At 54.3% G+C, this 23356-nt stretch carries 25 protein-coding genes and 1 pseudogene; 21 read left to right on the forward strand and 5 right to left on the reverse strand.

All coding sequences use genetic code 11. The annotated features are described in order from the left end of the window. Nucleotides 1-13 precede the first annotated feature (13 nt). The 5 genes from QMG90_RS15050 (at nucleotide 14) to rihA (ending at nucleotide 4272) form a co-directional block, all read left to right on the forward strand. On the forward strand, nucleotides 14-919 hold the full coding sequence (locus QMG90_RS15050) for an amino acid ABC transporter substrate-binding protein (protein ID WP_283280428.1): 906 nt from the start codon (nucleotides 14-16) through the stop codon (nucleotides 917-919). Nucleotides 920-1075: 156 nt separating this feature from the next. After that, on the forward strand, nucleotides 1076-1816 hold the full coding sequence (locus tag QMG90_RS15055) for an amino acid ABC transporter permease (protein ID WP_283280430.1): 741 nt from the start codon (nucleotides 1076-1078) through the stop codon (nucleotides 1814-1816). After that, nucleotides 1816-2490: a glutamate/aspartate ABC transporter permease GltK gene (gene gltK / locus QMG90_RS15060; protein ID WP_283280431.1), complete on the forward strand. Its 675-nt coding sequence runs from the start codon at nucleotides 1816-1818 to the stop codon at nucleotides 2488-2490. The genes QMG90_RS15055 and gltK overlap by 1 nt, the downstream gene beginning before the upstream one ends. Continuing rightward, the gene (locus QMG90_RS15065) at nucleotides 2490-3215 is read left to right on the forward strand and encodes an amino acid ABC transporter ATP-binding protein (RefSeq protein ID WP_283280432.1); all 726 of its coding nucleotides are present in this window, start codon (nucleotides 2490-2492) and stop codon (nucleotides 3213-3215) included. Before gltK ends, QMG90_RS15065 begins: the two co-directional genes overlap by 1 nt. A 121-nt stretch (nucleotides 3216-3336) precedes the next feature. Further along, on the forward strand, nucleotides 3337-4272 hold the full coding sequence (gene rihA / locus QMG90_RS15070) for a pyrimidine-specific ribonucleoside hydrolase RihA (protein ID WP_283280433.1): 936 nt from the start codon (nucleotides 3337-3339) through the stop codon (nucleotides 4270-4272). On the opposite strand, the gene QMG90_RS15075 is transcribed toward rihA, so the two are convergent. Continuing rightward, nucleotides 4269-4751 carry a zinc ribbon-containing protein gene (locus tag QMG90_RS15075; protein WP_283280434.1) on the reverse strand — a complete coding sequence of 161 codons (483 nt, stop codon included), beginning with the start codon at nucleotides 4749-4751 and terminating at the stop codon, nucleotides 4269-4271. The genes rihA and QMG90_RS15075 overlap by 4 nt on opposite strands. A 214-nt stretch (nucleotides 4752-4965) precedes the next feature. Between QMG90_RS15075 and leuS the strand changes: the two genes are divergently transcribed. The 15 genes and pseudogenes from leuS to lipA all read left to right on the forward strand — a co-directional run bounded on the left by leuS (nucleotide 4966) and on the right by lipA (nucleotide 20495). Continuing rightward, entirely contained in the window at nucleotides 4966-7548 is a 2583-nt protein-coding gene (leuS, locus tag QMG90_RS15080; RefSeq protein WP_283280435.1) for a leucine--tRNA ligase, read from the forward strand. A gap of 14 nt (nucleotides 7549-7562) precedes the next feature. Continuing rightward, entirely contained in the window at nucleotides 7563-8150 is a 588-nt protein-coding gene (gene lptE, locus QMG90_RS15085; protein WP_283280436.1) for an LPS assembly lipoprotein LptE, read from the forward strand. Then, on the forward strand, nucleotides 8150-9181 hold the full coding sequence (gene holA / locus QMG90_RS15090; RefSeq protein WP_283280437.1) for a DNA polymerase III subunit delta: 1032 nt from the start codon (nucleotides 8150-8152) through the stop codon (nucleotides 9179-9181). Before lptE ends, holA begins: the two co-directional genes overlap by 1 nt. Further along, on the forward strand, nucleotides 9174-9830 hold the full coding sequence (gene nadD / locus QMG90_RS15095) for a nicotinate-nucleotide adenylyltransferase (protein WP_283280438.1): 657 nt from the start codon (nucleotides 9174-9176) through the stop codon (nucleotides 9828-9830). Before holA ends, nadD begins: the two co-directional genes overlap by 8 nt. A 2-nt stretch (nucleotides 9831-9832) precedes the next feature. Beyond that, entirely contained in the window at nucleotides 9833-10447 is a 615-nt protein-coding gene (locus QMG90_RS15100; RefSeq protein WP_283280440.1) for an adenosylcobalamin/alpha-ribazole phosphatase, read from the forward strand. A 255-nt stretch (nucleotides 10448-10702) separates the two neighbouring features. After that, nucleotides 10703-11020 carry a ribosome silencing factor gene (rsfS, locus tag QMG90_RS15105; protein ID WP_283280442.1) on the forward strand — a complete coding sequence of 106 codons (318 nt, stop codon included), beginning with the start codon at nucleotides 10703-10705 and terminating at the stop codon, nucleotides 11018-11020. A gap of 3 nt (nucleotides 11021-11023) precedes the next feature. Further along, a complete protein-coding gene (rlmH, locus tag QMG90_RS15110) occupies nucleotides 11024-11491 on the forward strand; it encodes a 23S rRNA (pseudouridine(1915)-N(3))-methyltransferase RlmH (RefSeq protein ID WP_283280443.1) in 468 nt (155 codons plus the stop codon). 27 nt (nucleotides 11492-11518) lie between these two features. After that, nucleotides 11519-13420, forward strand: a complete 1902-nt coding sequence (mrdA, locus tag QMG90_RS15115) for a peptidoglycan DD-transpeptidase MrdA (RefSeq protein WP_283280444.1) — start codon at nucleotides 11519-11521, stop codon at nucleotides 13418-13420. A gap of 2 nt (nucleotides 13421-13422) precedes the next feature. Then, nucleotides 13423-14535, forward strand: coding sequence for a peptidoglycan glycosyltransferase MrdB (gene mrdB, locus QMG90_RS15120; protein WP_054179878.1), 1113 nt, complete (start codon nucleotides 13423-13425; stop codon nucleotides 14533-14535). Nucleotides 14536-14545: 10 nt separating this feature from the next. After that, on the forward strand, nucleotides 14546-15667 hold the full coding sequence (rlpA, locus tag QMG90_RS15125) for an endolytic peptidoglycan transglycosylase RlpA (RefSeq protein ID WP_283280445.1): 1122 nt from the start codon (nucleotides 14546-14548) through the stop codon (nucleotides 15665-15667). Nucleotides 15668-15810: 143 nt separating this feature from the next. After that, nucleotides 15811-17010, forward strand: coding sequence for a D-alanyl-D-alanine carboxypeptidase DacA (gene dacA / locus QMG90_RS15130; RefSeq protein ID WP_038159489.1), 1200 nt, complete (start codon nucleotides 15811-15813; stop codon nucleotides 17008-17010). Between the two features lie 120 nt (nucleotides 17011-17130). Beyond that, nucleotides 17131-17394, forward strand: a complete 264-nt coding sequence (gene ybeD / locus QMG90_RS15135; RefSeq protein WP_042392026.1) for a DUF493 family protein YbeD — start codon at nucleotides 17131-17133, stop codon at nucleotides 17392-17394. A 91-nt stretch (nucleotides 17395-17485) separates the two neighbouring features. Then, nucleotides 17486-18069 (forward strand): annotated as a pseudogene (lipB, locus tag QMG90_RS15140) (lipoyl(octanoyl) transferase LipB). Nucleotides 18070-18363: 294 nt separating this feature from the next. Next, the gene (locus QMG90_RS15145) at nucleotides 18364-19320 is read left to right on the forward strand and encodes a YbeF family transcriptional regulator (protein WP_283280446.1); all 957 of its coding nucleotides are present in this window, start codon (nucleotides 18364-18366) and stop codon (nucleotides 19318-19320) included. A 209-nt stretch (nucleotides 19321-19529) separates the two neighbouring features. Beyond that, the gene (gene lipA, locus QMG90_RS15150; RefSeq protein WP_283280448.1) at nucleotides 19530-20495 is read left to right on the forward strand and encodes a lipoyl synthase; all 966 of its coding nucleotides are present in this window, start codon (nucleotides 19530-19532) and stop codon (nucleotides 20493-20495) included. A gap of 87 nt (nucleotides 20496-20582) precedes the next feature. On the opposite strand, the gene tatE is transcribed toward lipA, so the two are convergent. Then, on the reverse strand, nucleotides 20583-20786 hold the full coding sequence (gene tatE, locus QMG90_RS15155) for a twin-arginine translocase subunit TatE (protein WP_283280450.1): 204 nt from the start codon (nucleotides 20784-20786) through the stop codon (nucleotides 20583-20585). Between the two features lie 125 nt (nucleotides 20787-20911). Beyond that, nucleotides 20912-21700, reverse strand: coding sequence for a deaminated glutathione amidase (locus QMG90_RS15160; RefSeq protein WP_283280452.1), 789 nt, complete (start codon nucleotides 21698-21700; stop codon nucleotides 20912-20914). A gap of 89 nt (nucleotides 21701-21789) precedes the next feature. On the opposite strand from QMG90_RS15160, the gene crcB reads away from it, so the two are divergent. Beyond that, nucleotides 21790-22164 carry a fluoride efflux transporter CrcB gene (crcB, locus tag QMG90_RS15165; protein ID WP_283280454.1) on the forward strand — a complete coding sequence of 125 codons (375 nt, stop codon included), beginning with the start codon at nucleotides 21790-21792 and terminating at the stop codon, nucleotides 22162-22164. A gap of 55 nt (nucleotides 22165-22219) precedes the next feature. On the opposite strand, the gene cspE is transcribed toward crcB, so the two are convergent. Both cspE and pagP read right to left on the reverse strand, forming a co-directional pair. Further along, nucleotides 22220-22429: a transcription antiterminator/RNA stability regulator CspE gene (cspE, locus tag QMG90_RS15170; RefSeq protein ID WP_000034826.1), complete on the reverse strand. Its 210-nt coding sequence runs from the start codon at nucleotides 22427-22429 to the stop codon at nucleotides 22220-22222. A 195-nt stretch (nucleotides 22430-22624) separates the two neighbouring features. Further along, nucleotides 22625-23200, reverse strand: coding sequence for a lipid IV(A) palmitoyltransferase PagP (gene pagP / locus QMG90_RS15175; RefSeq protein WP_283280456.1), 576 nt, complete (start codon nucleotides 23198-23200; stop codon nucleotides 22625-22627). Nucleotides 23201-23356: the final 156 nt, after the last annotated feature.

Raw genomic sequence — 23356 nt, forward strand, 5'->3', positions numbered from 1 at the left:
AAAGGAGTTGGATATGCAATTACGTAAACTGACCACAGCAATGCTGGCACTGGGCCTGACTGCCGGTCTGGCTCATGCAGAAGACGCACCTGCTGCGGGCAGCACCCTGGACAAAATCGCTAAAAACGGCGTAATTGTCGTCGGGCACCGTGAATCTTCCGTTCCATTCTCTTACTACGACAACCAGCAAAAAGTGGTGGGTTACGCGCAGGATTACTCCAACGCCATCGTTGACGCGGTTAAAAAACAGCTCAATAAACCTGACCTGCAGGTGAAACTCATCCCTATCACCTCTCAGAACCGTATCCCGTTGTTACAGAACGGCACGTTTGACTTCGAGTGTGGTTCCACGACCAACAACCTGGAACGTCAGAAGCAGGCTGCGTTCTCTAATACTTTCTTCGTCGTCGGCACCCGTCTGCTGGTGAAGAAAGGCGGTCCGATCAAAGACTTCTCGGATCTGAAAGGCAAAACGGTGGTTGTGACCTCCGGTACCACCTCTGAAATTCTGCTGCACAAACTGAACGATGAGAAAAAAATGAATATGCGCATCATCAGCGCTAAAGATCACGGTGACTCCTTCCGTACGCTGGAAAGTGGTCGCGCGGTGGCATTTATGATGGATGACGCGCTGCTAGCCGGCGAACGTGCAAAAGCGAAGAAACCGGACAACTGGGAAATCGTCGGCACGCCGCAGTCCAAAGAAGCTTACGGCTGCATGCTGCGTAAAGACGACGTCGCTTTCAAAAAGCTGATGGATGACACCATCGCTAAGGCCCAGACCTCGGGTGAAGCCGCGAAGTGGTTTGAAAAGTGGTTCAAAAACCCCATCCCACCGAAAAACCTGAACATGAACTTTGAATTGTCGGACGACATGAAAGCGCTGTTCAAATCACCAAATGACAAGGCTCTTAACTAATTAGAACTACAGGGGCGGGATCTCCTGCCCTCTCGATTGTCGGGAAGCATGGACAGACTATACGTTGAGCGGTCGTTCCCCACTCAGCGCGAAAAATGAGCTTCTCACCAATCTTCGAGGGTAGCGCTGCTACCCTTTTTTTTCTGGAGTCGATTTATGTCAATAGACTGGAACTGGGGCATCTTCCTGCAACAAGCCCCGTTCGGCAACACCACCTATCTGGGCTGGCTGTGGAGTGGCTTTCAGGTTACCGTCGCCCTGTCGGTTTCCGCCTGGATTATCGCTTTCCTCGTAGGCTCTCTTTTTGGCATTCTGCGTACCGTCCCCAACCGTTTTCTCTCCGGTATCGGCACGCTGTATGTTGAGCTTTTCCGTAACGTTCCGCTGATTGTGCAGTTTTTTACCTGGTATCTGGTGGTACCGGAGCTATTGCCGGAAAACCTCGGCATGTGGTTTAAAGCCGAGCTGGATCCGAACATTCAGTTCTTCCTCTCTTCACTGTTCTGCCTGGGGCTGTTTACCGCCGCCCGCGTGTGTGAACAGGTGCGCGCCGCGATTCAGTCGCTGCCGCGCGGGCAAAAAAATGCCGGGCTGGCGATGGGGCTGACCCTGCCGCAAACCTACCGTTATGTGCTGTTGCCAAACGCCTATCGCGTGATTGTGCCGCCCATGACGTCCGAGATGATGAATCTGGTGAAGAACTCCGCCATCGCCTCAACGATTGGTCTGGTGGATATGGCGGCGCAGGCGGGCAAATTGCTGGACTACTCCGCGCACGCCTGGGAGTCATTTACCGCCATTACGCTGGCCTATGTACTCATTAACACTGTGATTATGCTGGTGATGAATCTGGTTGAACGTAAAGTTCGCCTGCCTGGCAATCTGGGAGGCAAATAATGTACGAGTTTGACTGGAGTTCCATTGTTCCCTCTTTGCCGTACCTGCTGGCAGGGCTGGTGATCACCCTGAAAATCACCGTGACTGCGGTGATCATCGGTATCGTCTGGGGCACGCTGCTGGCGGTTATGCGACTGTCGAGCTTCCTGCCGCTGGCGTGGTTTGCCAAAGCGTACGTTAACATATTCCGCTCCGTACCTCTGGTGATGGTACTGCTGTGGTTTTACCTGATTGTGCCGGGTTTCCTGCAAAACGTGCTCGGCCTGTCGCCGAAAACCGATATCCGCCTGATTTCCGCAATGGTGGCGTTTTCGATGTTCGAAGCCGCTTACTACTCTGAAATCATCCGTGCGGGGATCCAGAGCATCTCCCGCGGGCAGTCGAGCGCGGCGCTGGCGCTGGGGATGACCCACTGGCAGTCAATGAAGCTCATTATTCTGCCGCAGGCGTTCCGCGCGATGGTGCCGCTACTGCTCACGCAGGGCATCGTCCTGTTCCAGGATACCTCACTGGTTTATGTATTGAGCCTGGCGGACTTTTTCCGTACCGCCTCCACCATTGGCGAACGTGACGGCACACAGGTCGAAATGATCCTCTTTGCAGGCGTCGTGTACTTTGCCATTAGTTTAAGCGCATCGCTGTTGGTCAGCTGGTTGAAGAAAAGGACAGTGTAATGATTACCCTGAAAAATGTTTCTAAATGGTATGGTCACTTTCAGGTGCTGACCGACTGCTCCACGGAAGTCAAAAAAGGTGAAGTGGTGGTAGTTTGCGGGCCTTCCGGCTCCGGGAAATCAACCCTGATTAAAACCGTCAACGGTCTCGAGCCGGTGCAGAAAGGTGAAATCGTCGTCAACGGCACCAAAGTGAATGACAAGAAAACCAACCTGGCGGATCTGCGTTCCCATGTCGGGATGGTTTTTCAGCACTTCGAGCTGTTCCCGCACCTGTCGATCATTGAAAACCTGACGCTGGCGCAGGTAAAAGTGTTGAAACGCAACAAAGCCTCGGCTCGTGAGAAAGGGCTGAAACTGCTGGAGCGCGTGGGCCTGTCGGCGCATGCGAATAAATATCCGGCACAGCTTTCGGGCGGTCAGCAGCAGCGTGTGGCGATTGCCCGTGCGCTGTGCATGGATCCGGTCGCCATGCTGTTTGACGAACCGACCTCCGCACTCGACCCGGAAATGATCAACGAAGTGCTGGACGTTATGGTCGAGCTGGCACAGGAAGGGATGACGATGATGGTGGTCACGCACGAAATGGGCTTCGCCCGTAAAGTGGCAAACCGCGTCATCTTTATGGATGAAGGCAAGATCGTGGAAGACTCCGAAAAAGAAGCCTTCTTCGCTAATCCAAAATCTGATCGCGCGAAAGACTTCCTCGCCAAAATCCTGCACTAACTAAACCTGTCGGCGCGCACCCTCCAGAGTGCGCGCCACTTCACGCTTTCCGTTCTGTTTTCTCGTCTGTCATACTTGCTGGCGTTACCCTTGTCACAAATTCCCCCTACAAGGAGCCGCTATGCCACTGCCCATTATTCTTGATTGCGATCCAGGGCATGACGACGCGATCGCCATGGTGCTCGCCCTCGCCTCGCCAGAGCTTGACGTCAAAGCCATTACCTCATCCGCCGGTAACCAGACGCCCGATAAAACCCTGCGCAACGTGTTGCGGATGCTGACGCTGCTAAAACGCCACGATATTCCGGTAGCCGGAGGTGCAGTAAAGCCGCTGATGCGTGAGTTGATTATTGCTGACAACGTGCACGGCGAAAGCGGTCTCGATGGCCCGACGCTGCCGGAGCCAGGCTTCGCCGTGCAGAAAGGGACTGCGGTTGAGCTGATGGCGAAGGTGCTGCGCGACAGCCCGGCGCCGGTCACGATCGTGGCGACTGGCCCGCTGACCAACGTCGCGCTGCTGTTGAACAGCCATCCTGAGCTGCATCACAACATCGCTCGCATCGTGATCATGGGCGGCGCGATGGCGCTGGGTAACTGGACACCGGCGGCGGAGTTCAATATTTTCGTCGATCCGGAAGCGGCGGAGATCGTCTTTCAGTCGGGGATCCCGGTCGTTATGGCGGGTCTTGACGTCACGCACAAAGCACAGATCCGCCGGGAAGATATCGAGCGTTTCCGCGCCATCGGCAACGAGGTGTCGACCATTGTCGCTGAGCTGCTGGATTTCTTTATGGAGTATCACAAGCAAGAAAAATGGGGATTCACTGGCGCGCCGCTACACGACCCGTGCACCATCGCCTGGTTGCTGAAGCCAGAGATATTCACCACGGTGGACCGCTGGGTCGGCGTTGAAACCCAGGGAAAATATACCCAGGGCATGACAGTGGTGGATTACTTCTTCCTCACCCAAAACCGCCCCAACGCCACAGTGATTACCGATATCGACCGTCAGGCGTTTGTGGATCTGCTGGCCGAACGACTGGCATTTTACCGTTAAGGTTCGAACGGACGGCGCTGGAACTGATCATGCCCGCATTTCGGGCACAGCGGCAGCACGTCCGGGGTGTAAATCGCCAGATGGTAATGGCACTTTTCACACACCAGATTTCCGAGTCCAACGACTTCGCCGCTGTGGTAGACGCCGTGATGGTTGAGATCCTGAAACACCTCGCGCCATTCAAGCTGCGTTTTGTCGGTGATGTCCGCCAGCTCCTGCCAGAGACTCTCTTTGATGACCCGCATAAACACGCTGTCATTAAGTTCGTCCTGGCTCTCTTCATAGCTGCGGGCGAACTCTTCAAGGTCACGGCGCACGGCACGCGTCACCTCTTCAACTTCGGTACGCGTTAACTCCCCGGTTTGACTGACCCGTTCGCGCGCATGTTCCACCAGCGCGTCGATATCGCGCTCTCCGTTGCGTAAACGCTCGGTCAGCGACGTGACCAGTTCGCGATAATATTGAGCAACCTTGTTCATTGTTTCGTCTCCTGGGTCGTTAACTCTCTCTAATGATAGACCTTATTTGTTCAGTGCTGTGTCAGGCGGGCCACAGACCTGGTAAATAAACGCCAGCGCTTAATGTGTGAAAGGCTGTTTTGCCGTGGACGTTTGGGCTATGCTATGCGGATCTGAAATAACACATCCATTGGCTACGTTTGTAGCTGTATTGAAAACAGGACCACTGGCTGCCATGCAAGAGCAATACCGCCCGGAAGAGATAGAATCGAAAGTCCAGCAACACTGGGATGAGAAGCGCACATTTGAAGTCACTGAAGACAACAGCAAAGAAAAATATTATTGCCTGTCGATGCTTCCCTATCCTTCTGGTCGACTACACATGGGCCACGTGCGTAACTACACCATCGGTGATGTGATCGCGCGTTATCAGCGCATGCTGGGTAAAAACGTCCTGCAGCCTATCGGCTGGGATGCATTCGGTCTGCCGGCAGAAGGTGCCGCGGTGAAGAACAACACCGCCCCGGCGCCGTGGACTTACGACAACATCGCGTACATGAAAAACCAGCTCAAAATGCTGGGCTTTGGTTATGACTGGAGCCGCGAGCTGGCAACCTGCACCCCGGAATACTACCGCTGGGAACAGAAGTTCTTCACCGAGCTGTACAAAAAAGGCCTGGTCTACAAAAAAACCTCTGCAGTGAACTGGTGTCCGAACGACCAGACCGTGCTGGCGAACGAACAGGTTATCGACGGCTGCTGCTGGCGTTGCGACACCAAAGTCGAACGTAAAGAGATCCCACAGTGGTTCATCAAAATCACCGCTTACGCCGACGAACTGCTGAACGATCTGGATAACCTGGATCACTGGCCAGACACCGTTAAAACCATGCAGCGCAACTGGATCGGCCGTTCTGAAGGGGTTGAAATCTCCTTTGATGTGACCGGTTATGCTGACAAGCTGACCGTCTACACCACTCGTCCGGACACCTTCATGGGTTGCACCTACCTGGCTGTGGCTGCGGGTCACCCGCTGGCGCAGCAGGCCGCCGCGAACAATCCTGAGCTGGCGGCGTTTATCGACGAATGCCGTAACACCAAAGTGGCCGAAGCCGACATGGCGACCATGGAGAAGAAAGGCATCGACACCGGGTACAGAGCGATTCATCCGCTGACCGGCGAAGCCATCCCGGTATGGGCTGCAAACTTCGTGCTGATGGAATACGGCACCGGCGCTGTGATGGCCGTTCCGGGCCATGATCAGCGCGATTACGAATTTGCCAGCAAATACGGTTTATCCATCAAACCGGTCATTCTGGCGGCGGACGGGTCTGAACCGGATCTCTCTGAACAGGCGCTGACCGACAAGGGCACACTGTTTAACTCCGGCGAGTTCAGCGGCCTGTCTTATGAAGACGGTTTTAACGCCATTGCCGACAAACTGGCTTCGATGGGTGTTGGCGAGCGCAAAGTCAACTTCCGTCTGCGCGACTGGGGCGTTTCCCGTCAGCGTTACTGGGGCGCGCCAATCCCGATGGTCACCCTGGAAGATGGCACCGTGATGCCAACGCCGGAAGATCAGCTGCCAGTGATCCTGCCTGAAGACGTGGTGATGGACGGCATTACCAGTCCGATCAAAGCGGATCCGCAGTGGGCGAAAACCACCGTTAACGGCAAGCCTGCGCTGCGCGAAACTGACACCTTCGACACCTTTATGGAGTCGTCCTGGTACTACGCGCGCTACACCTGCCCGCAGTACAACGAAGGGATGCTCGATTCCGATGCCGCTAACTACTGGCTGCCGGTCGATATTTACATCGGTGGTATCGAACACGCCATCATGCACCTGCTCTATTTCCGCTTCTTCCACAAGCTGATGCGCGATGCGGGCATGGTGAACTCTGACGAACCGGCGAAACAACTGCTCTGCCAGGGCATGGTGCTGGCGGACGCGTTCTATTACGTCGGCGAAAGCGGCGAGCGTAACTGGGTTTCTCCGGTTGACGCTGTCGTTGAACGCGACGACAAAGGCCGCATCGTGAAAGCGAAAGATGCCGCGGGCCACGAGCTGGTGTATACCGGCATGAGCAAAATGTCGAAGTCGAAAAACAACGGCATCGACCCGCAGGTGATGGTTGAGCGTTACGGCGCCGATACCGTGCGTCTGTTCATGATGTTCGCCTCGCCAGCGGATATGACGCTGGAATGGCAGGAATCCGGTGTGGAAGGGGCAAACCGCTTCCTGAAACGCGTCTGGAAACTGGTTTACGAACACACTGCGCTCGGCGCGGTCGCGCCACTGAACGTTGCCGCGTTGACGGAAGATCAAAAAGCGCTGCGTCGCGACGTGCATAAAACTATCGCTAAAGTGACTGATGATATCGGTCGTCGTCAGACCTTCAATACCGCGATTGCGGCGATCATGGAGCTGATGAACAAGCTGGCGAAGGCGCCGCAGGAAGGCGAACAGGATCGCGCGCTGGTCCGTGAAGCGCTGCTGGCGGTCGTTCGTATGCTCAACCCGTTCACACCGCACGTCAGCTTTACGCTGTGGCAGGAGCTGGGTGGCGAAGGCGATATCGACCACGCGCCGTGGCCGGTCGCTGACGAAAAAGCGATGGTGGAAGACAGCACGCTGGTGGTGGTCCAGGTAAATGGTAAAGTTCGTGGTAAAATTACCGTTCCGGTGGATGCAACCGAAGAACAGGTCCGTGAACGTGCGGGCCAGGAACATCTGGTCGCGAAATATCTTGACGGTGTTACCGTGCGTAAAGTGATTTACGTACCGGGTAAACTGCTCAACCTGGTCGTTGGCTAAGCGCGGGAGGAAGCGTGCGATATCTGGCAACATTATTGTTATCCCTGACGGTGCTGGTCACCGCCGGGTGCGGCTGGCACCTGCGTAGCACCACGCAGGTACCGGAGACGATGAAAACCATGATTTTCCAGTCTGGCGATCCTAATGGCCCGTTAAGCCGTTCGGTGCGTAACCAGTTGCGTCTCAATGGTGTAGAACTGGTGGATGGCAGCACCCTGCGCAAGGACATCCCGTCCCTGCGTCTGCTCGGTTCCAGCATCAGCAAAGATACGGCGTCGATTTTCCAGGATGGTCGTACGGCGGAATATCAGATGGTGCTGACGGTCAGCGCCAGCGTGCTCATTCCGGGCCATGACATCTACCCGATCAACACGAAGGTGTATCGTTCCTTCTTTGATAACCCGCAAACGGCGCTGGCAAAAGACGCGGAACAGGCTCTGATCATTCAGGAAATGTACGACAAGGCCGCTGAGCAGTTAATTCGTAAGCTGCCAAGCGTACGGGTTGCTGATGCTCAGGAAACCCAAAACGACACCACGCCGGTGACGACAACCGAAGAAACGTCATCCGACTCGCGTGTCTCCACGACGCTGGGTAACTGATGATTCGGTTGTACCCGGAACAACTCCGCGCGCAGCTCACTGAAGGGCTGCGCGCGGCGTATCTGCTGCTGGGCAACGATCCGCTGCTGCTACAGGAAAGTCAGGACGCGGTCCGCCAGGCGGCTGCGGCGCAGGGGTTCGAAGAACACCACACCGTCAGCATCGATGCCAGCACCGACTGGAATGCCCTTTTCTCGCTCTGCCAGGCGATGAGCCTGTTCGCCAGCCGGCAAACGATCCTCCTGTTGCTGCCAGAAAACGGCACTAACGCCGCCATTAACGAACAACTCGCCACGCTTATCAGCCTGTTGCATGATGATCTGCTGCTGATTTGCCGCGGTAACAAGTTCACCAAAGCGCAGGAAAATGCCGCGTGGGTGACGCAACTGGCTAACCGTTCGGTATTGATTACCTGCCAGACGCCGGAACAGGCGCAACTGCCGAAATGGCTGGCGGCGCGCGCCCGTCAACTCAAACTGCAGCTTGATGACGCCGCAAGCCAGTTGTTGTGCTACTGCTACGAAGGCAACCTGCTGGCGCTGTCGCAGGCACTGGAACGTCTGGCGCTGCTGTGGCCGGACGGCAAACTAACGCTGCCGCGCGTTGAAAAAGCGGTGAACGACGCCGCGCATTTCACCCCCTTTCACTGGCTTGACGCGCTGCTCGCAGGCAAAAGCAAACGGGCGCTGCACATTCTTCAACAGTTGCGTCTGGAAGGCAGCGAGCCGGTGATCCTGTTACGTACACTACAGCGGGAATTGCTGATGCTGGTCACGCTCAAACGCCAGTCAGCGCAGACGCCGCTGCGTACCCTTCTCGACAAGCATCGCGTCTGGCAGAATCGCCGACCGCTTATCACCGACGCGCTGAACCGCCTGAGTGCGGCACAGCTACGGCAGGCCGTGACGCTGCTTAGCCGCACCGAGTTAACGCTGAAAAAGGATTACGGGCAGTCTGTCTGGGCTGAGCTGGAAAGCCTTTCTCTGCTACTCTGTCATAAGGCACTGGCTGACGTATTTATTGATGGATGATATGACATCGTTGCAGGCAATTTATGGCGGCACCTTTGATCCGGTGCATTACGGGCATCTGAAACCCGTCGAAATTCTGGCAAACCAGATTGGTCTGTCAAAAGTGATCATCATGCCCAACAACGTGCCGCCGCATCGCCCGCAGCCGGAAGCAAACAGTGAGCAACGCAAACGGATGGTCGAACTGGCGATCGCCGATAAACCCCTGTTTGTGCTTGATGAACGCGAACTGAAACGCGATGCGCCCTCCTGGACCGCACTGACGTTAAAAGAGATGCGCGAGGAAGTCGGGCCGCAAAAACCGCTGGCGTTTATCATCGGCCAGGATTCACTGCTGAACTTCCCGACCTGGCATCAGTACGACACCATTCTCGACAATGCGCACCTGATTGTCACCCGCCGCCCCGGCTATCCGTTAGAGATGGCGGAAGAGCAGCATCAGCGGTGGCTGGAAAACCATCTGACCTGGGATGTCGAGAATCTGCATTCGCTTCCTGCCGGTAAAATCTATCTGGCGGAAACGCCGTGGTTTGATATCTCGGCCACTATCATCCGCGAACGCCTGGAGCGCGGAGAACCCTGCGATGATCTGCTGCCCGACACGGTGCTCGAGTACATTCATCAGCAAGGTCTGTATCAGGCGGGGTAACGATGAAACTGTGGCTGGTTCGACATGGTGAAACGGAAGCCAACGTCGCCGGCGTGTACAGCGGCCATGCCCCCACCTCACTGACGTCACGTGGCATCCAGCAGGCGGAAACCCTCGCCTCGCTCCTCTGGCATGTGCCTTTTGACATAGCCTTATGCAGCGAGCTTGAGCGTGCGCAGCACACTGCCAGACTGGTCCTCGCCGGGCGCGACGTGCCGATGCTCACCACGCCACTGCTGAATGAAATGTTTTTCGGCGACTGGGAAATGCGCCATCATCGCGATCTGACCATCGAAGACAGCGAGAATTACGCCGCATGGTGTGCCGACTGGCAACATGCCACGCCAACCAATGGCGAAGGGTTTCAGGCTTTTTCTCGTCGCGTGCAGGAATGTCTTGCGCTGCTTCGCGAACATTACCATCACCAGCACGTTCTGGTCGTCAGCCACCAGGGCGTATTAAGTCTGATGACCGCATTGCTGCTCGGGCTTCCCGCCGCCGCAATGTGGCACTTTCCCATCGACCAGGGTGCCTGGAGTTTGTTTGACTTACGGGATGATTTTATCTCGCTCCAGGTGCTTAATAGTCGTGCAATTTACGAGAAAGCATCGGGATAACTCTATTTTCTTTCCTCAGCCGCACCCAGACCATTGACACGCCGGGACAGGCTGCTATTCTCCGCAGCCAGACAGCGCTTCCCGGTAGGTTTACAGAAATTGTTTTACAAAAATGGCGATGCAATCCCCGACGATGAATGGGATGATAGCGCGCCTTAAACCTGTCTGGTGACATTTGTCCCGACATCACCTTCAGTTCGGGTATACTATCTGGCTGTTTATCGTTATTAATTTTCACGCACCCAGGGGGAACACTTGCAGGGTAAAGCACTCCAGGATTTTGTAATCGACAAAATTGATGACCTGAAAGGTCAGGACATCATCGCCTTAGACGTTCACGGCAAATCCAGCATCACCGATTGTATGATCATCTGCACCGGCACCTCCACACGCCACGTGATGTCTATTGCCGATCATGTAGTCCAGCAATCCCGCGCCGCCGGTATGCTGCCGCTCGGTGTGGAAGGCGAAAACGCCGCCGACTGGATTGTTGTCGATTTAGGCGATGTGATTGTCCATGTGATGCAGGAAGAGAGTCGTCGCCTGTATGAACTGGAAAAACTCTGGGGTTAATGCGTGAAGCTGCAACTGGTGGCGGTTGGCACCAAAATGCCGGACTGGGTACAGACGGGATTTACCGAATATCTGCGTCGTTTTCCCAAAGATATGCCGTTTGAACTGGTGGAGATCCCCGCCGGTAAGCGCGGCAAGAACGCAGATATTAAACGCATTCTTGATAAAGAGGGCGAACAGATGCTGGCTGCCGCAGGCAAAAACCGCATCGTCACCCTCGATATTCCAGGCAAAGCCTGGGATACGCCGCAGCTGGCGCTGGAGCTGGAGCGCTGGAAGCAGGATGGCCGCGATGTCAGTCTGCTGATTGGCGGCCCTGAGGGGCTATCCCCCGCCTGTAAAGCCGCGGCTGAGCAAAGTTGGTCTCTCTCCGCCCTGACGCTGCCACACCCGCTGGTTCGGGTACTGGTCGCGGAAAGCCTTTACCGGGCGTGGAGCATTACCACCAACCACCCTTACCACCGCGAGTAATGATGACCAGGGTAGATTAAGCAGCGGATGAAACTACAGAATTCTTTTCGCGACTATACGGCTGAGTCCGCGCTGTTTGTGCGCAGGGCGCTGGTCGCCTTTACGGGGATTTTGCTGCTTACTGGCGTGCTGATTGCCAACCTCTATAATCTGCAGATTGTCCGTTTCACCGATTACCAGACCCGTTCGAACGAAAACCGCATCAAACTGGTTCCCATCGCCCCAAGTCGCGGCATTATTTATGATCGCAACGGCACGCCGCTGGCGCTTAACCGCACCATCTACCAACTGGAAATGATGCCGGAAAAAGTCGATAACGTGCAGGAAACCCTTGATGCACTGCGCAGCGTCGTTGAACTGAGCGATGATGACGTTGCCGCGTTCAAAAAAGAGCGTGCACGTTCGCACCGCTTTACCTCAATTCCGGTGAAAACCAACCTGACGGAAGTACAGGTGGCGCGTTTTGCCGTGAATCAGTACCGCTTCCCGGGCGTGGAAGTGAAAGGCTACAAGCGCCGCTTTTATCCGTACGGCTCCGCGTTAACCCATGTGATCGGCTATGTCTCGAAAATTAACGATAAAGACGTCGAACGTCTGGATAAAGACGGCAAGCTGGCAAACTACGCAGCGACGCACGACATCGGCAAGCTGGGTATTGAACGCTATTACGAAGATGTGCTGCACGGTCAGACCGGCTACGAAGAAGTTGAAGTCAACAACCGCGGACGCGTCATCCGCCAGCTCAAAGAAGTGCCGCCACAGGCCGGGCATGACATCTACCTGACACTCGATCTTAAACTACAGCAATACATTGAAACTCTGTTGGCGGGCAGTCGCGCAGCGGTGGTGGTCACCGATCCACGTACCGGCGGGATCCTGGCGCTGGTCTCTATGCCCAGCTATGACCCGAACCTGTTTGTTGACGGCATCTCCAGCAAGGATTATTCCGGCCTGCTGAACGACCCGAATACCCCGCTGATCAACCGTGCGACACAAGGGGTTTATCCGCCGGCGTCCACCGTGAAGCCATTTGTTGCCGTTTCGGCGCTCAGCGCGGGCGTAATCACCCGCAATACCAGCCTGTTCGACCCGGGCTGGTGGCAGTTGCCGGGCTCGGAAAAACGCTATCGCGACTGGAAAAAATGGGGCCACGGTCATCTGAACGTCACTAAATCGTTAGAAGAATCGGCGGATACGTTCTTCTATCAGGTGGCGTACGACATGGGCATCGACCGGCTCTCGCAATGGATGAACAAGTTTGGTTACGGTCATTACACCGGTATTGATCTCTCCGAAGAGCGCTCCGGGAACATGCCCACCCGCGAATGGAAACAGAAACGCTTTAAGAAACCGTGGTATCAGGGCGATACCATCCCGGTCGGCATCGGCCAGGGTTACTGGACTGCCACGCCCATCCAGATGAACAAGGCGTTGATGATCCTCATCAACGACGGCGTGGTGAAAGTGCCACATCTGCTGATGAGCACCGTGGAAGAAGGCAAGAAAGTTCCGTGGTCGCAGCCGCAGGAACCCCCGGTGGGCGACATCCACTCCGGCTTCTGGGAGATTGCCAAAGACGGCATGTTCGGCGTGGCCAACCGCGGGAACGGTACGGCGCATAAATACTTTGCTGGCGCGCCCTACAAAGTGGCGGCAAAATCCGGTACGGCGCAGGTCTTTGGCCTGAAAGCGAACGAAACCTATAACGCGCACAAGATTGCTGAACGACTGCGTGACCACAAACTGATGACCGCCTTTGCGCCATACGATAATCCCCAGGTGACTGTGGCGATGATTCTGGAGAACGGCGGCGCGGGTCCGGCGGTCGGGACAATAATGCGTCAGATCCTCGATCACATCATGCTTGGCGATAACAACACGGTTCTGCCTGCGGAAAATCCGGCAGTATCGGCAGCGGAGGACCAATAATCATGACGGATAATCCGAACAAAAAATCGTTCTGGGATAAAATCCATCTCGATCCGGCAATGCTGCTGATCCTGCTGGCGCTGCTGGTCTACAGCGCGCTGGTGATCTGGAGCGCCAGCGGCCAGGATATCGGCATGACGGAACGCAAGATAGGCCAGATCGCCATGGGTCTGGTGATCATGGTGGTGATGGCGCAAATTCCACCGCGTGTGTATGAGGGCTGGGCGCCGTGGCTGTATATCGTCTGTATTATTCTGCTGGTCGCCGTAGATGCATTTGGCGCTATCTCAAAAGGCGCGCAGCGCTGGCTGGATCTGGGCGTTGTTCGCTTCCAGCCGTCGGAAATCGCCAAAATTGCGGTACCGCTGATGGTGGCGCGCTTTATCAACCGTGATGTCTGCCCACCGTCGCTGAAAAATACCGGTATCGCGCTGGTGCTGATTTTCCTGCCGACGCTGCTGGTGGCGGCGCAGCCGGACCTCGGAACGTCGATTCTTATCGCCCTCTCCGGCCTGTTCGTGCTGTTCCTTTCCGGGCTGAGTTGGCGGCTGATTGCTATCGCCGTGGTGCTGATCGCCGCGTTCATCCCGATACTGTGGTTCTTCCTGATGCATGATTACCAGCGTCAGCGCGTGATGATGCTGCTCGATCCAGAAACCGATCCGCTCGGCGCGGGCTATCATATTATTCAGTCGAAAATTGCGATCGGCTCTGGCGGTCTGCGTGGCAAAGGCTGGCTGCACGGAACGCAGTCGCAGCTGGAATTCTTGCCGGAGCGCCATACTGACTTTATTTTCGCCGTCCTTGCAGAAGAGCTGGGTCTGATTGGCATTCTGATCCTGCTGGCGCTGTATGTCCTGCTTATCATGCGCGGGCTGTGGGTCGCCGCTCAGGCGCAAACCACCTTTGGTCGCGTGATGGCTGGTGGCTTGATGTTGATTTTATTCGTTTATGTCTTCGTAAATATTGGTATGGTGAGTGGTATCCTGCCGGTGGTTGGCGTGCCGCTGCCGCTGGTGAGCTACGGGGGGTCAGCCCTGATCGTGCTCATGGCCGGGTTTGGTATCGTGATGTCGATCCATACCCACAGGAAAATGTTGTCGAAAAGCGTGTAAGGGGTGCGCAATGCGTAAGCTTTGGATTGGTGTCTGCATCGCCGCAGGTGTGCTGGCGGGTTGTACGAGCGATGATGGTCAACAGCAGACCGTCACCACACCGCAACCGGCAGTGTGTAATGGCCCGGTCGTGGAAATCGGCGGCGCCGACCCCCGCTTTGAACCGCTGAACGCCACCGCGAATCAGGATTACGAGCGTGACGGCAAGAGCTACAAAATCGTTCAGGATCCCTCCCGCTTCAGTCAGGCCGGTTTTGCCGCTATTTATGATGCCGAACCGGGCAGCAATCTGACCGCCAGTGGCGAAGCGTTTGATCCGATGCAACTGACGGCGGCGCATCCGACACTGCCGATCCCCAGCTACGCTCGTATCACCAACCTGGCGAATGGCCGGATGCTGGTAGTACGTATCAATGATCGCGGCCCATACGGCAATGATCGCGTGATTTCGCTGTCCCGTGCTGCCGCTGATCGCCTGAATACCTCAAACAACACCAAAGTGCGGATCGACCCGATTATCGTGGCGCAGGATGGTTCGCTGTCCGGCCCGGGCATGGCTTGTACGACAGTCGCTAAGCAGACCTATGCTCTGCCCTCCCGCCCGGATCTGGGCGGTGGTATGGGGAGCGCAACCTCCGCTCCGCAGGCACAAACGCCGCAGACGGATGTACGCGCTATCAGCAACAGCACGTTGAAACCGGAAGACGCCACCGGTGCACCGGTGAGCAGTGGCGGATTTTTAGGTGCCGCTACGCCGCTGAACAATGGCGTACTGGAGAGCAGCGAACCTGCAACGCCAGCGCAACCTGCCACGCAGAATGCGCCGGTGACAGCACCCGGCTCTGTACAGGGTAGCGTTGCTCCCACCGCTGCGCCTGCAGCCGCACCAGCCGCCAGCGCGGCCACTGGCGATTTCGTGGTACAGGTCGGCGCCGTGAGCGATCAGGCGCGTGCGAAGCAGTACCAGCAGCGTCTCAGCCAGCAGTTCTCTGCGCCTGGCCGCGTCACGCAAAATGGCGCAGTCTGGCGTATACAGCTCGGGCCGTTCAGCAGCAAAGCGGAAGCCACCACGCTTCAGCAGCGTCTGCAAAATGAAGCTCAGTTGCAATCGTTTATCACGCGGGCCAACTAAAACCCAGCGAAGGCAAGCATCTCATTGTCAATGCGTGTAAATGTCGTTAACAAAGTCATGCGTAATGTCAGATGTTTGCCCCTGGTGTATTTGTTATAGTTAGGCACTTTTTTAACTCCATCACGGATGTCGTTGTTCAGACCATGAAGACCACTTTTTCTGCTCGTTTACTCATTACGGCGCTCTCCGTCGCAGCACTCTCTTCCGCTGCCCGCGCCGATGACCTGAATATTAAAACTATGATCCCGGGCGTTCCGCAGATTGACGCGGAATCCTACATCCTGATCGATTACAACTCAGGTAAAGTGCTGGCCGAGCAGAATGCGGATGCCCGTCGCGACCCTGCCAGCCTCACTAAAATGATGACCAGCTACGTTATCGGTCAGGCGATGAAAGCCGGTAAGTTCAAAGATACCGACCTGGTGACTGTCGGTACTGATGCCTGGGCGACGGGTAACCCGGTGTTCAAAGGCTCTTCCCTGATGTTCCTGAAACCAGGTATGCAGGTGCCGGTATCACAACTGGTGCGCGGTATTAACCTGCAATCCGGTAACGATGCCTGCGTGGCGATGGCAGACTACGTGGCGGGCAGTCAGGATGCATTCGTCGGGCTGATGAACAGCTACGTTAACGCGCTGGGTCTGAAGAATACCCATTTCCAGACCGTTCACGGTCTTGATGCTGACGGGCAGTACAGTTCAGCGCGTGATATGGCGACCATCGGTCAGGCGCTGATCCGCGATGTGCCGAACGAATACGCTATCTATAAAGAAAAAGAGTTCACCTTTAATGGCATCCGTCAGTTGAACCGCAACGGTCTGCTGTGGGACAACAGCCTGAAAGTGGACGGTATTAAAACCGGTCACACCGACAAAGCCGGCTTTAACCTGGTCGCCTCCGCAACAGAAGGCCAGATGCGTCTGATCTCCGCGGTCATGGGCGGTCATACCTTCAAAGGCCGTGAAACCGAGAGCAAAAAACTGCTGACCTGGGGCTTCCGTTTCTTTGAAACCGTCAGCCCGCTGAAAGCCGGTAAAGAGTTCGCCTCCGAGCCCGCCTGGTTTGGCGACAGCGATCGCGCCTCTCTTGGCGTAGACAAAGATCTGTATCTGACGATCCCGCGCGGTCGTATGAAAGATCTCAAAGCCAGCTACGTGCTAAACACCGCCGAGCTGCACGCGCCACTGCAGAAAAACCAGGTGGTAGGCACCATTAACTTCCAGTTAGATGGTAAAACCATCGATCAGCGTCCGCTGGTGGTGTTGCAGGAAATCCCGGAAGGAAACTTCTTTGGCAAAATCATTGATTACATTAAATTAATGTTCCATCACTGGTTTGGCTAATAATTGCACACTTGAAAGTGTGATTTACGTCCCCATATACTAGCTATCAATATCACTACTCCCTGTTTTTGCGCAGTGCGCGAATGCAGGGAGTCGTTTTTTATACCACCCGGAGCTGACATGAAAACCAAACTTAACGAACTGCTTGAATTCCCTACTCCATTTACTTACAAAGTGATGGGACTAGCGAAGCCTGAGCTGGTTGATCAGGTGGTGGAAGTGGTGCAGCGCCATGCGCCAGGTGATTACTCCCCGCAGGTAAAACCCAGCAGCAAAGGCAATTACCACTCGGTCTCTATCACCATCACGGCGACCCATATTGAGCAGGTTGAAACGCTGTACGAAGAGTTAGGCAATATCGAAATTGTTCGTATGGTGCTGTAATACCTCTGTTACCCGGCACGCCGGGTAACTGCCCTCTCCGCTGTGTTATACTCCCCGCCATCTGATTTTCCTTCTCTGCGGAGATGCTGTAATGGATCACGCTAAAATTCTCATCCGCCAACTCGGCCTGCAACCTTATGAACCCGTCTCTCAGGCGATGCATGATTTCACTGATAATCGTGATGAGACCACGCTGGATGAAATCTGGCTGGTGGAACATCTGCCGGTCTTTACGCAAGGCCAGGCGGGTAAAGCCGAGCATGTGTTGACGCCTGGCGATATCCCGGTGATTCAGAGTGATCGTGGCGGTCAGGTGACCTATCACGGGCCAGGGCAGCAGGTAGTGTACGTCTTACTGAACCTGAAACGCCGCAAATTGGGCGTTCGTGAACTGGTGACGCTGCTGGAGCAAACCGTGGTTCATACACTGGCAGAATATGGCGTAGAGGCGCACCCTCGTGCTGACGCACCTGGCGTCTATGTTGGAGAGAAATGAATATCGCGATGGATTTATCGCCTTTTTTGCGTATCAACCCCTGCGGGTACGCCGGAATGGAGATGACGCAATTGCAACAATGGCGTCCTGAAGCCACGGTAGAAAATATTGCCCCGGTACTGGTCTCTAATTTGTTAGCCTTGCTAAACAATCCGCCCCATGAATATATCCTCGCTTAATATATAATCCCGAAAGGTCCGGTAATTTACCGGACCTGGCCCTCTTTAACGCGCCACCTCTTTACTTCCTTCCCAACTTTCTATATTTTTTCTTTCTGCAAAAATTTCACTTAACGCACAATTTTGTTTTTTGACGGTCTGATTATCATCAGAATCGTGTATATATTCATGCACATAATGTATTGACAAAAAAAGAAAGCGCCTCCCTTGACGAATGGTTTCATCTGAAAAAGAAATAACAAAAAAGGGATCCTCAACTATCATTCATATTGTGAATGAATATGGAGCAAGAGTGTGGAATATAACGATTTACCGGAAAGCCAAATTAGTCAGCATCGCGAAAATGACACGCCACAAATCTTCAGGACATTGCGCAATATTGATCTCAATTTACTGACCATTTTTGAGGCAGTATATGTACATAAAGGTATTGTTAACGCAGCGAAAATTCTGAATCTTACCCCTTCGGCTATTAGCCAGTCGATCCAGAAACTACGTACCATATTTCCTGACCCGCTTTTTATCCGCAAGGGCCAGGGCGTGACACCGACAGCCTATGCCTCGCATCTCCACGAATACATCAGCCAGGGGCTGGAATCGATTCTGGGCGCGCTGGATCTGACGGGCTGTTACGACAAGCAGCGGACTATCACCATTGGCACGCCGCCGTCTATTGGCTCCGTCATCATGCCTGCCATCTACCAGGCGGTAAAACAGCACTATCCCCAGTTGTTGATTCGCAACATTCCGGTGGTGGATGCGTCCAGTCAGCTGGGCCAGTTTCAGACCGATTTGATTATCGACAGTCATGTCCACACCACCCGTGCGCTCAGCCATCACGTGCTGTTCCGTGACAACATTGTACTGGCCTGCCGCGACAACCACCCTCTGCTAAAAAACCCAATCACCGCGGAAGCACTCGGCAGCTGGGAATACGCGATACTGATGACCGAAGGACACGCACTGGCCCATCTGCAGAAACGGCTTTACGACCTGTTCCCCAACCGGCAGATAAACTTCAGCAGTTACAATCTGTTTACCACCGCGGCGCTGATAGGCAGCAGTGATTTACTCGGCCTGATGCCAGGGCGTTTTTTTAGCGTCGCGGCAAATTGCTGGCATTTAAAAGCCATCCACTATGCCCCACTGCAGGAAGAACAGATTGAATTTTCATTGCATTACAACAAACTGAGCCTGCGCGATCCGATACTGCAAAATTTAATCAGTGTCATTCGCCAGGCTTTTCTGTGATTCATCATACCGGGGGACGTTGACTGAGACACACAGGCTAAAAAGCATTATTCAACAATTATTTTACAATTTGGCGCGCTGTCGGGCTGCTTTATGACCCATTTCAATGATATACTGCCTGTCATTAATTCAAAAATAGTTGATAAATACAACATTCCCTTGAATTGAAACGCTTTCCTTCTGTTACTCGCAACTGGAACACGCACGCTATGAGTAAACCCATTGTGATGGAACGCGGTGTTAAATACCGCGATGCCGATAAAATGGCCCTTATCCCGGTTAAAAACGTGGTCACTGAGCGAGAAGCTCTGTTGCGCAAACCGGAATGGATGAAAATTAAGCTTCCGGCGGACTCTTCCCGTATCCAGGGTATCAAAGCAGCAATGCGCAAAAACGGCCTGCACTCCGTCTGTGAAGAGGCTTCCTGCCCTAACCTTGCTGAATGTTTCAATCACGGTACTGCCACCTTTATGATCCTCGGGGCTATCTGCACCCGCCGCTGCCCGTTCTGTGACGTCGCTCATGGCCGCCCTGTAGCGCCAGACGCTAATGAACCGCAGAAACTGGCACAGACCATCGCCGACATGGCGCTGCGTTATGTGGTGGTAACTTCTGTTGATCGTGATGATTTACGTGATGGCGGCGCGCAGCATTTCGCGGATTGCATCACTGCCATTCGCGAGAAAAACCCGTCGATTAAAATCGAAACGCTGGTCCCGGATTTCCGTGGCCGTATGGATCGCGCGCTGGAAATCCTCACCGAAACCCCGCCGGACGTCTTCAACCATAACCTGGAGAACGTGCCTCGCCTGTATCGTCAGGTTCGTCCGGGCGCGGATTACGCATGGTCGCTGAAGCTACTGGAACGCTTTAAAGAAGCGCATCCGGAAATCCCGACCAAATCGGGTCTGATGGTCGGTCTGGGTGAAACCAATGCAGAGATCATTGAAGTGATGCGCGATCTGCGCCGCCATGGTGTCACCATGCTGACGCTGGGCCAGTACCTGCAACCGAGCCGTCATCACCTGCCCGTGCAGCGCTATGTCAGCCCGGACGAGTTCGACGAAATGAAAGCGGAAGCGCTGGCAATGGGCTTTACCCATGCGGCTTGCGGCCCGTTTGTTCGTTCGTCCTACCATGCTGATCTGCAGGCGAAAGGCGAAGAAGTGAAGTAACACCGTCACATCTGCTTACAGAACCCATAAAAAAACCGGCACATGTGCCGGTTTATTATTTCTGCGAGCCGCTCAGTGAGGCTGTGGTTACTCTTTATGAGCGATCTTTTCCGCCGGAGCCGCTTCCTCTGTGCTCTGTTTCGCCGTGGTTTCATCGTCATTGATGGCTTTCTTGAAGCCTTTAATGGCAGAACCCAGGTCTCCGCCCAGCGTACGTAACTTTTTAGTACCAAACACCAGGATAATCAGTGCTGCCACAACCAGCAGTTTGGTAATACTAATCTCACCCATAGATACCTTCTTCAATAAACAGGCTGCATAACGCGCCATTAACCCATAACCTATTAACGGTCATTTGACGCTCGCACACAATAGCAATCTGTAACAAGGTGAATCAAGCGTTGTTTAAAATAACATCACAATAGTTGCGGTGGCGCAAAACGGCGGTTCTCAAGCACCGGCAGCTTGCCCCGCACCTGCAACAAATGCTCGCGATTAACGTCAGCGTAAATAATCTGCTGCTGATCGGATGCGCCCGCGAGCGTCACGCCCAGCGGGTCAACAACCCGGCTCAGACCAATATTACGGCTCCCGCATTCGCCCGATGCCACCATGTAGCAAGTGGTATCCAGCGCCCGGGCCGCAATCAACGTTGACCAGTGATGTTCTTTCAATGGTCCCCGCACCCAGGCGGCAGGCAGTGCCAGTAGTTCAGCTCCCTGCAATGCCAGCGTGAGCGCCAGTTCAGGGAAGCGCAAATCATAGCAGGTCATCAGCCCGACCCGCAGCCCGTCCACCTCAATCAACGGAGGGAGTTGATGACCGGCATCGACCAGTCGCGATTCCTGGATGCTGAACGCGTCGTAGAGATGGAGCTTCTCGTAGTGAGCAATCACCTCGCCTGCGCGCAGTGCCACCAGCGTATTAACTGCTCGCCCGGCGGATGACGGCACATGGATCGTCAGCACTGTGGTCATGGCGTTGCGGCGACTCTCAGCGATAAGTAAAGCAAGAAAACCGCCTTCCAGCGTTTGTGCGGATTTCACCGATAAGTCGGGGTCGTCATCCGCACGGGCCAGTAACGCCTCGGGTAAAACCAGTAAAGAGGCGTGACGCTGCGCCGCCTCCTGCATTAACGCCACACAGGTTTTGGCATTTCGCTCCCAGTCCGGAGTAACGATAAATTGTCCCGCTGCGACTATCATGTTCTGATTCTCATCGTGTTATCCCGTAGCCAGAGACTGAACTCTGACGGTAAACTTAGCCCTTTCTATTTTGATAGCAGGAAATCGCCGTGTTACAAATCCTTTTAGCAGTTTTTATTGGTGGTGGAACGGGAAGTGTGATGCGCTGGCTGCTGGGGATGCGTTTAAATCCTCTGCACCATGCGTTGCCGGTCGGGACGCTGACGGCTAACCTGTTAGGGGCGTTCATCATTGGCGCCGGGCTCGCGTGGTTTAACCGGGCGACGGGAATTGATCCGATGTGGAAACTGCTGATCACCACCGGATTTTGCGGCGGCTTAACCACTTTCTCCACCTTTTCTGCGGAAGTGGTTTTCCTGCTGCAGGACGGGCGTTTTGGCTGGGCGATGCTAAACGTTGCCGTAAACCTGTTGGGCTCTTTCGCAATGACAGCGGCGGCGTTCTGGCTCTTTTCCAGTCGGTAGCAGGCGTAAAAAAACCCGCTCGTGAGCGGGTTTTGGAATTCAGCTATCGTAATGCTTACAGAGCAGTTACGTTTGCAGCAGAAGGACCTTTGGCACCGTTAGTGATTTCGAACTCTACACGCTGACCTTCAGCCAGAGTTTTGAAGCCGTTGGTCTGGATTGCAGAGAAGTGTACGAACACGTCTTTGCTACCATCTTCAGGAGTAATGAAACCGAATCCTTTGGACTCATTAAACCACTTAACGTTACCTTTAATCTTAGACATCAATATTACCTTTAACATGAAAATAGACACAAATGCTGTGTCGGATATCAGTACAACAATTGTGATGGCTTTTGTCCAGCGTAAGTTTGCTAAAAAGTGATAAAAGTCTCTAACTTTTCACTTAAGCAGGCATTACTCCTTGTTTTTCAACGTCAGAAACGACTTATGTCGTTTCTGAATATCTCCATACAAAATTTAAAACTGGAAGCGCACCCAGGCAAAGTACACGTTGCCGTTATTATAGGTGCCAGGAATATACGTCATCTGGAACGTCGCCGGACCGTAACCGATTGAAGCCAATGGCAAAACGAGTGGCACCGGAATGTAATGCCAGTTATCGCGCGCCGTTACGCCCACGGTGTAACCCAGACCGAGGTGGAAGTTGTCATCCGACAGGGGTCGCCAGGTTTTTTCCCAACCGTAACCGCCAATCGGTTCCCACTTGTTATAGGAATCTTTGAACGCCATCAGGTACAGGCCGTGCCAGTTGCCTTTTTCATCCCAGCGGGACTGACCAAAGCCCGCCCCCCAGGGGCGCTCGTTATACCTGTCCGTCTTTTCTTTATCGTACGCAAAGCGGGCATGCCAGGTGATCGCCGGAACGTAGAGCTCGTAATGCTCCGGGTCGTTCCACGTTTGTACAATGTTATCGCTGAGCGTGTTATATCCATCGCGAACTGTTGCTGTAAACGAGGCTTGCGCAACCGATGAAAACAACACAGAGCCCGACAGCACCAGAAAGAATAAAAAGAATCGTTTAATACTGACCACGTTATTATTACCACTTCCATTTACTAAGCCGGTTACGATAACGAAGATAGTATTAATAGAGCCTTAACAACATCAGATTTTACCCCATTTTCCCTGAAAAATCGGCTAACAGGCTGATCCCGTTTTTAACATCGCCCCTTCTGAAATTGTGACGCA

It is taken from the genome of Trabulsiella odontotermitis, from assembly GCF_030053895.1.
GTDB classification, from domain to species: domain Bacteria; phylum Pseudomonadota; class Gammaproteobacteria; order Enterobacterales; family Enterobacteriaceae; genus Trabulsiella; species Trabulsiella odontotermitis_C.

Excerpts from the sequence above, each read along its gene's own strand:
- QMG90_RS15055 (WP_283280430.1), top strand. The coding sequence starts at position 1,076 with ATGTCAATAGACTGGAACTGGGGCATCTTCCTGCAACAAGCCCCGTTC.
- mrdA (WP_283280444.1), top strand. The coding sequence starts at position 11,519 with ATGAAACTACAGAATTCTTTTCGCGACTATACGGCTGAGTCCGCGCTG.
- ybeD (WP_042392026.1), top strand. The coding sequence starts at position 17,131 with ATGAAAACCAAACTTAACGAACTGCTTGAATTCCCTACTCCATTTACT.
- holA (WP_283280437.1), top strand. The coding sequence starts at position 8,150 with ATGATTCGGTTGTACCCGGAACAACTCCGCGCGCAGCTCACTGAAGGG.
- leuS (WP_283280435.1), top strand. The coding sequence starts at position 4,966 with ATGCAAGAGCAATACCGCCCGGAAGAGATAGAATCGAAAGTCCAGCAA.
- QMG90_RS15100 (WP_283280440.1), top strand. The coding sequence starts at position 9,833 with ATGAAACTGTGGCTGGTTCGACATGGTGAAACGGAAGCCAACGTCGCC.
- dacA (WP_038159489.1), top strand. The coding sequence starts at position 15,811 with ATGAAGACCACTTTTTCTGCTCGTTTACTCATTACGGCGCTCTCCGTC.
- cspE (WP_000034826.1), bottom strand. The coding sequence starts at position 22,429 with ATGTCTAAGATTAAAGGTAACGTTAAGTGGTTTAATGAGTCCAAAGGA.
- lipA (WP_283280448.1), top strand. The coding sequence starts at position 19,530 with ATGAGTAAACCCATTGTGATGGAACGCGGTGTTAAATACCGCGATGCC.
- mrdB (WP_054179878.1), top strand. The coding sequence starts at position 13,423 with ATGACGGATAATCCGAACAAAAAATCGTTCTGGGATAAAATCCATCTC.
- tatE (WP_283280450.1), bottom strand. The coding sequence starts at position 20,786 with ATGGGTGAGATTAGTATTACCAAACTGCTGGTTGTGGCAGCACTGATT.
- gltK (WP_283280431.1), top strand. The coding sequence starts at position 1,816 with ATGTACGAGTTTGACTGGAGTTCCATTGTTCCCTCTTTGCCGTACCTG.
- QMG90_RS15160 (WP_283280452.1), bottom strand. The coding sequence starts at position 21,700 with ATGATAGTCGCAGCGGGACAATTTATCGTTACTCCGGACTGGGAGCGA.
- rihA (WP_283280433.1), top strand. The coding sequence starts at position 3,337 with ATGCCACTGCCCATTATTCTTGATTGCGATCCAGGGCATGACGACGCG.
- QMG90_RS15075 (WP_283280434.1), bottom strand. The coding sequence starts at position 4,751 with ATGAACAAGGTTGCTCAATATTATCGCGAACTGGTCACGTCGCTGACC.
- QMG90_RS15065 (WP_283280432.1), top strand. The coding sequence starts at position 2,490 with ATGATTACCCTGAAAAATGTTTCTAAATGGTATGGTCACTTTCAGGTG.
- nadD (WP_283280438.1), top strand. The coding sequence starts at position 9,174 with ATGGATGATATGACATCGTTGCAGGCAATTTATGGCGGCACCTTTGAT.
- QMG90_RS15050 (WP_283280428.1), top strand. The coding sequence starts at position 14 with ATGCAATTACGTAAACTGACCACAGCAATGCTGGCACTGGGCCTGACT.
- rlpA (WP_283280445.1), top strand. The coding sequence starts at position 14,546 with ATGCGTAAGCTTTGGATTGGTGTCTGCATCGCCGCAGGTGTGCTGGCG.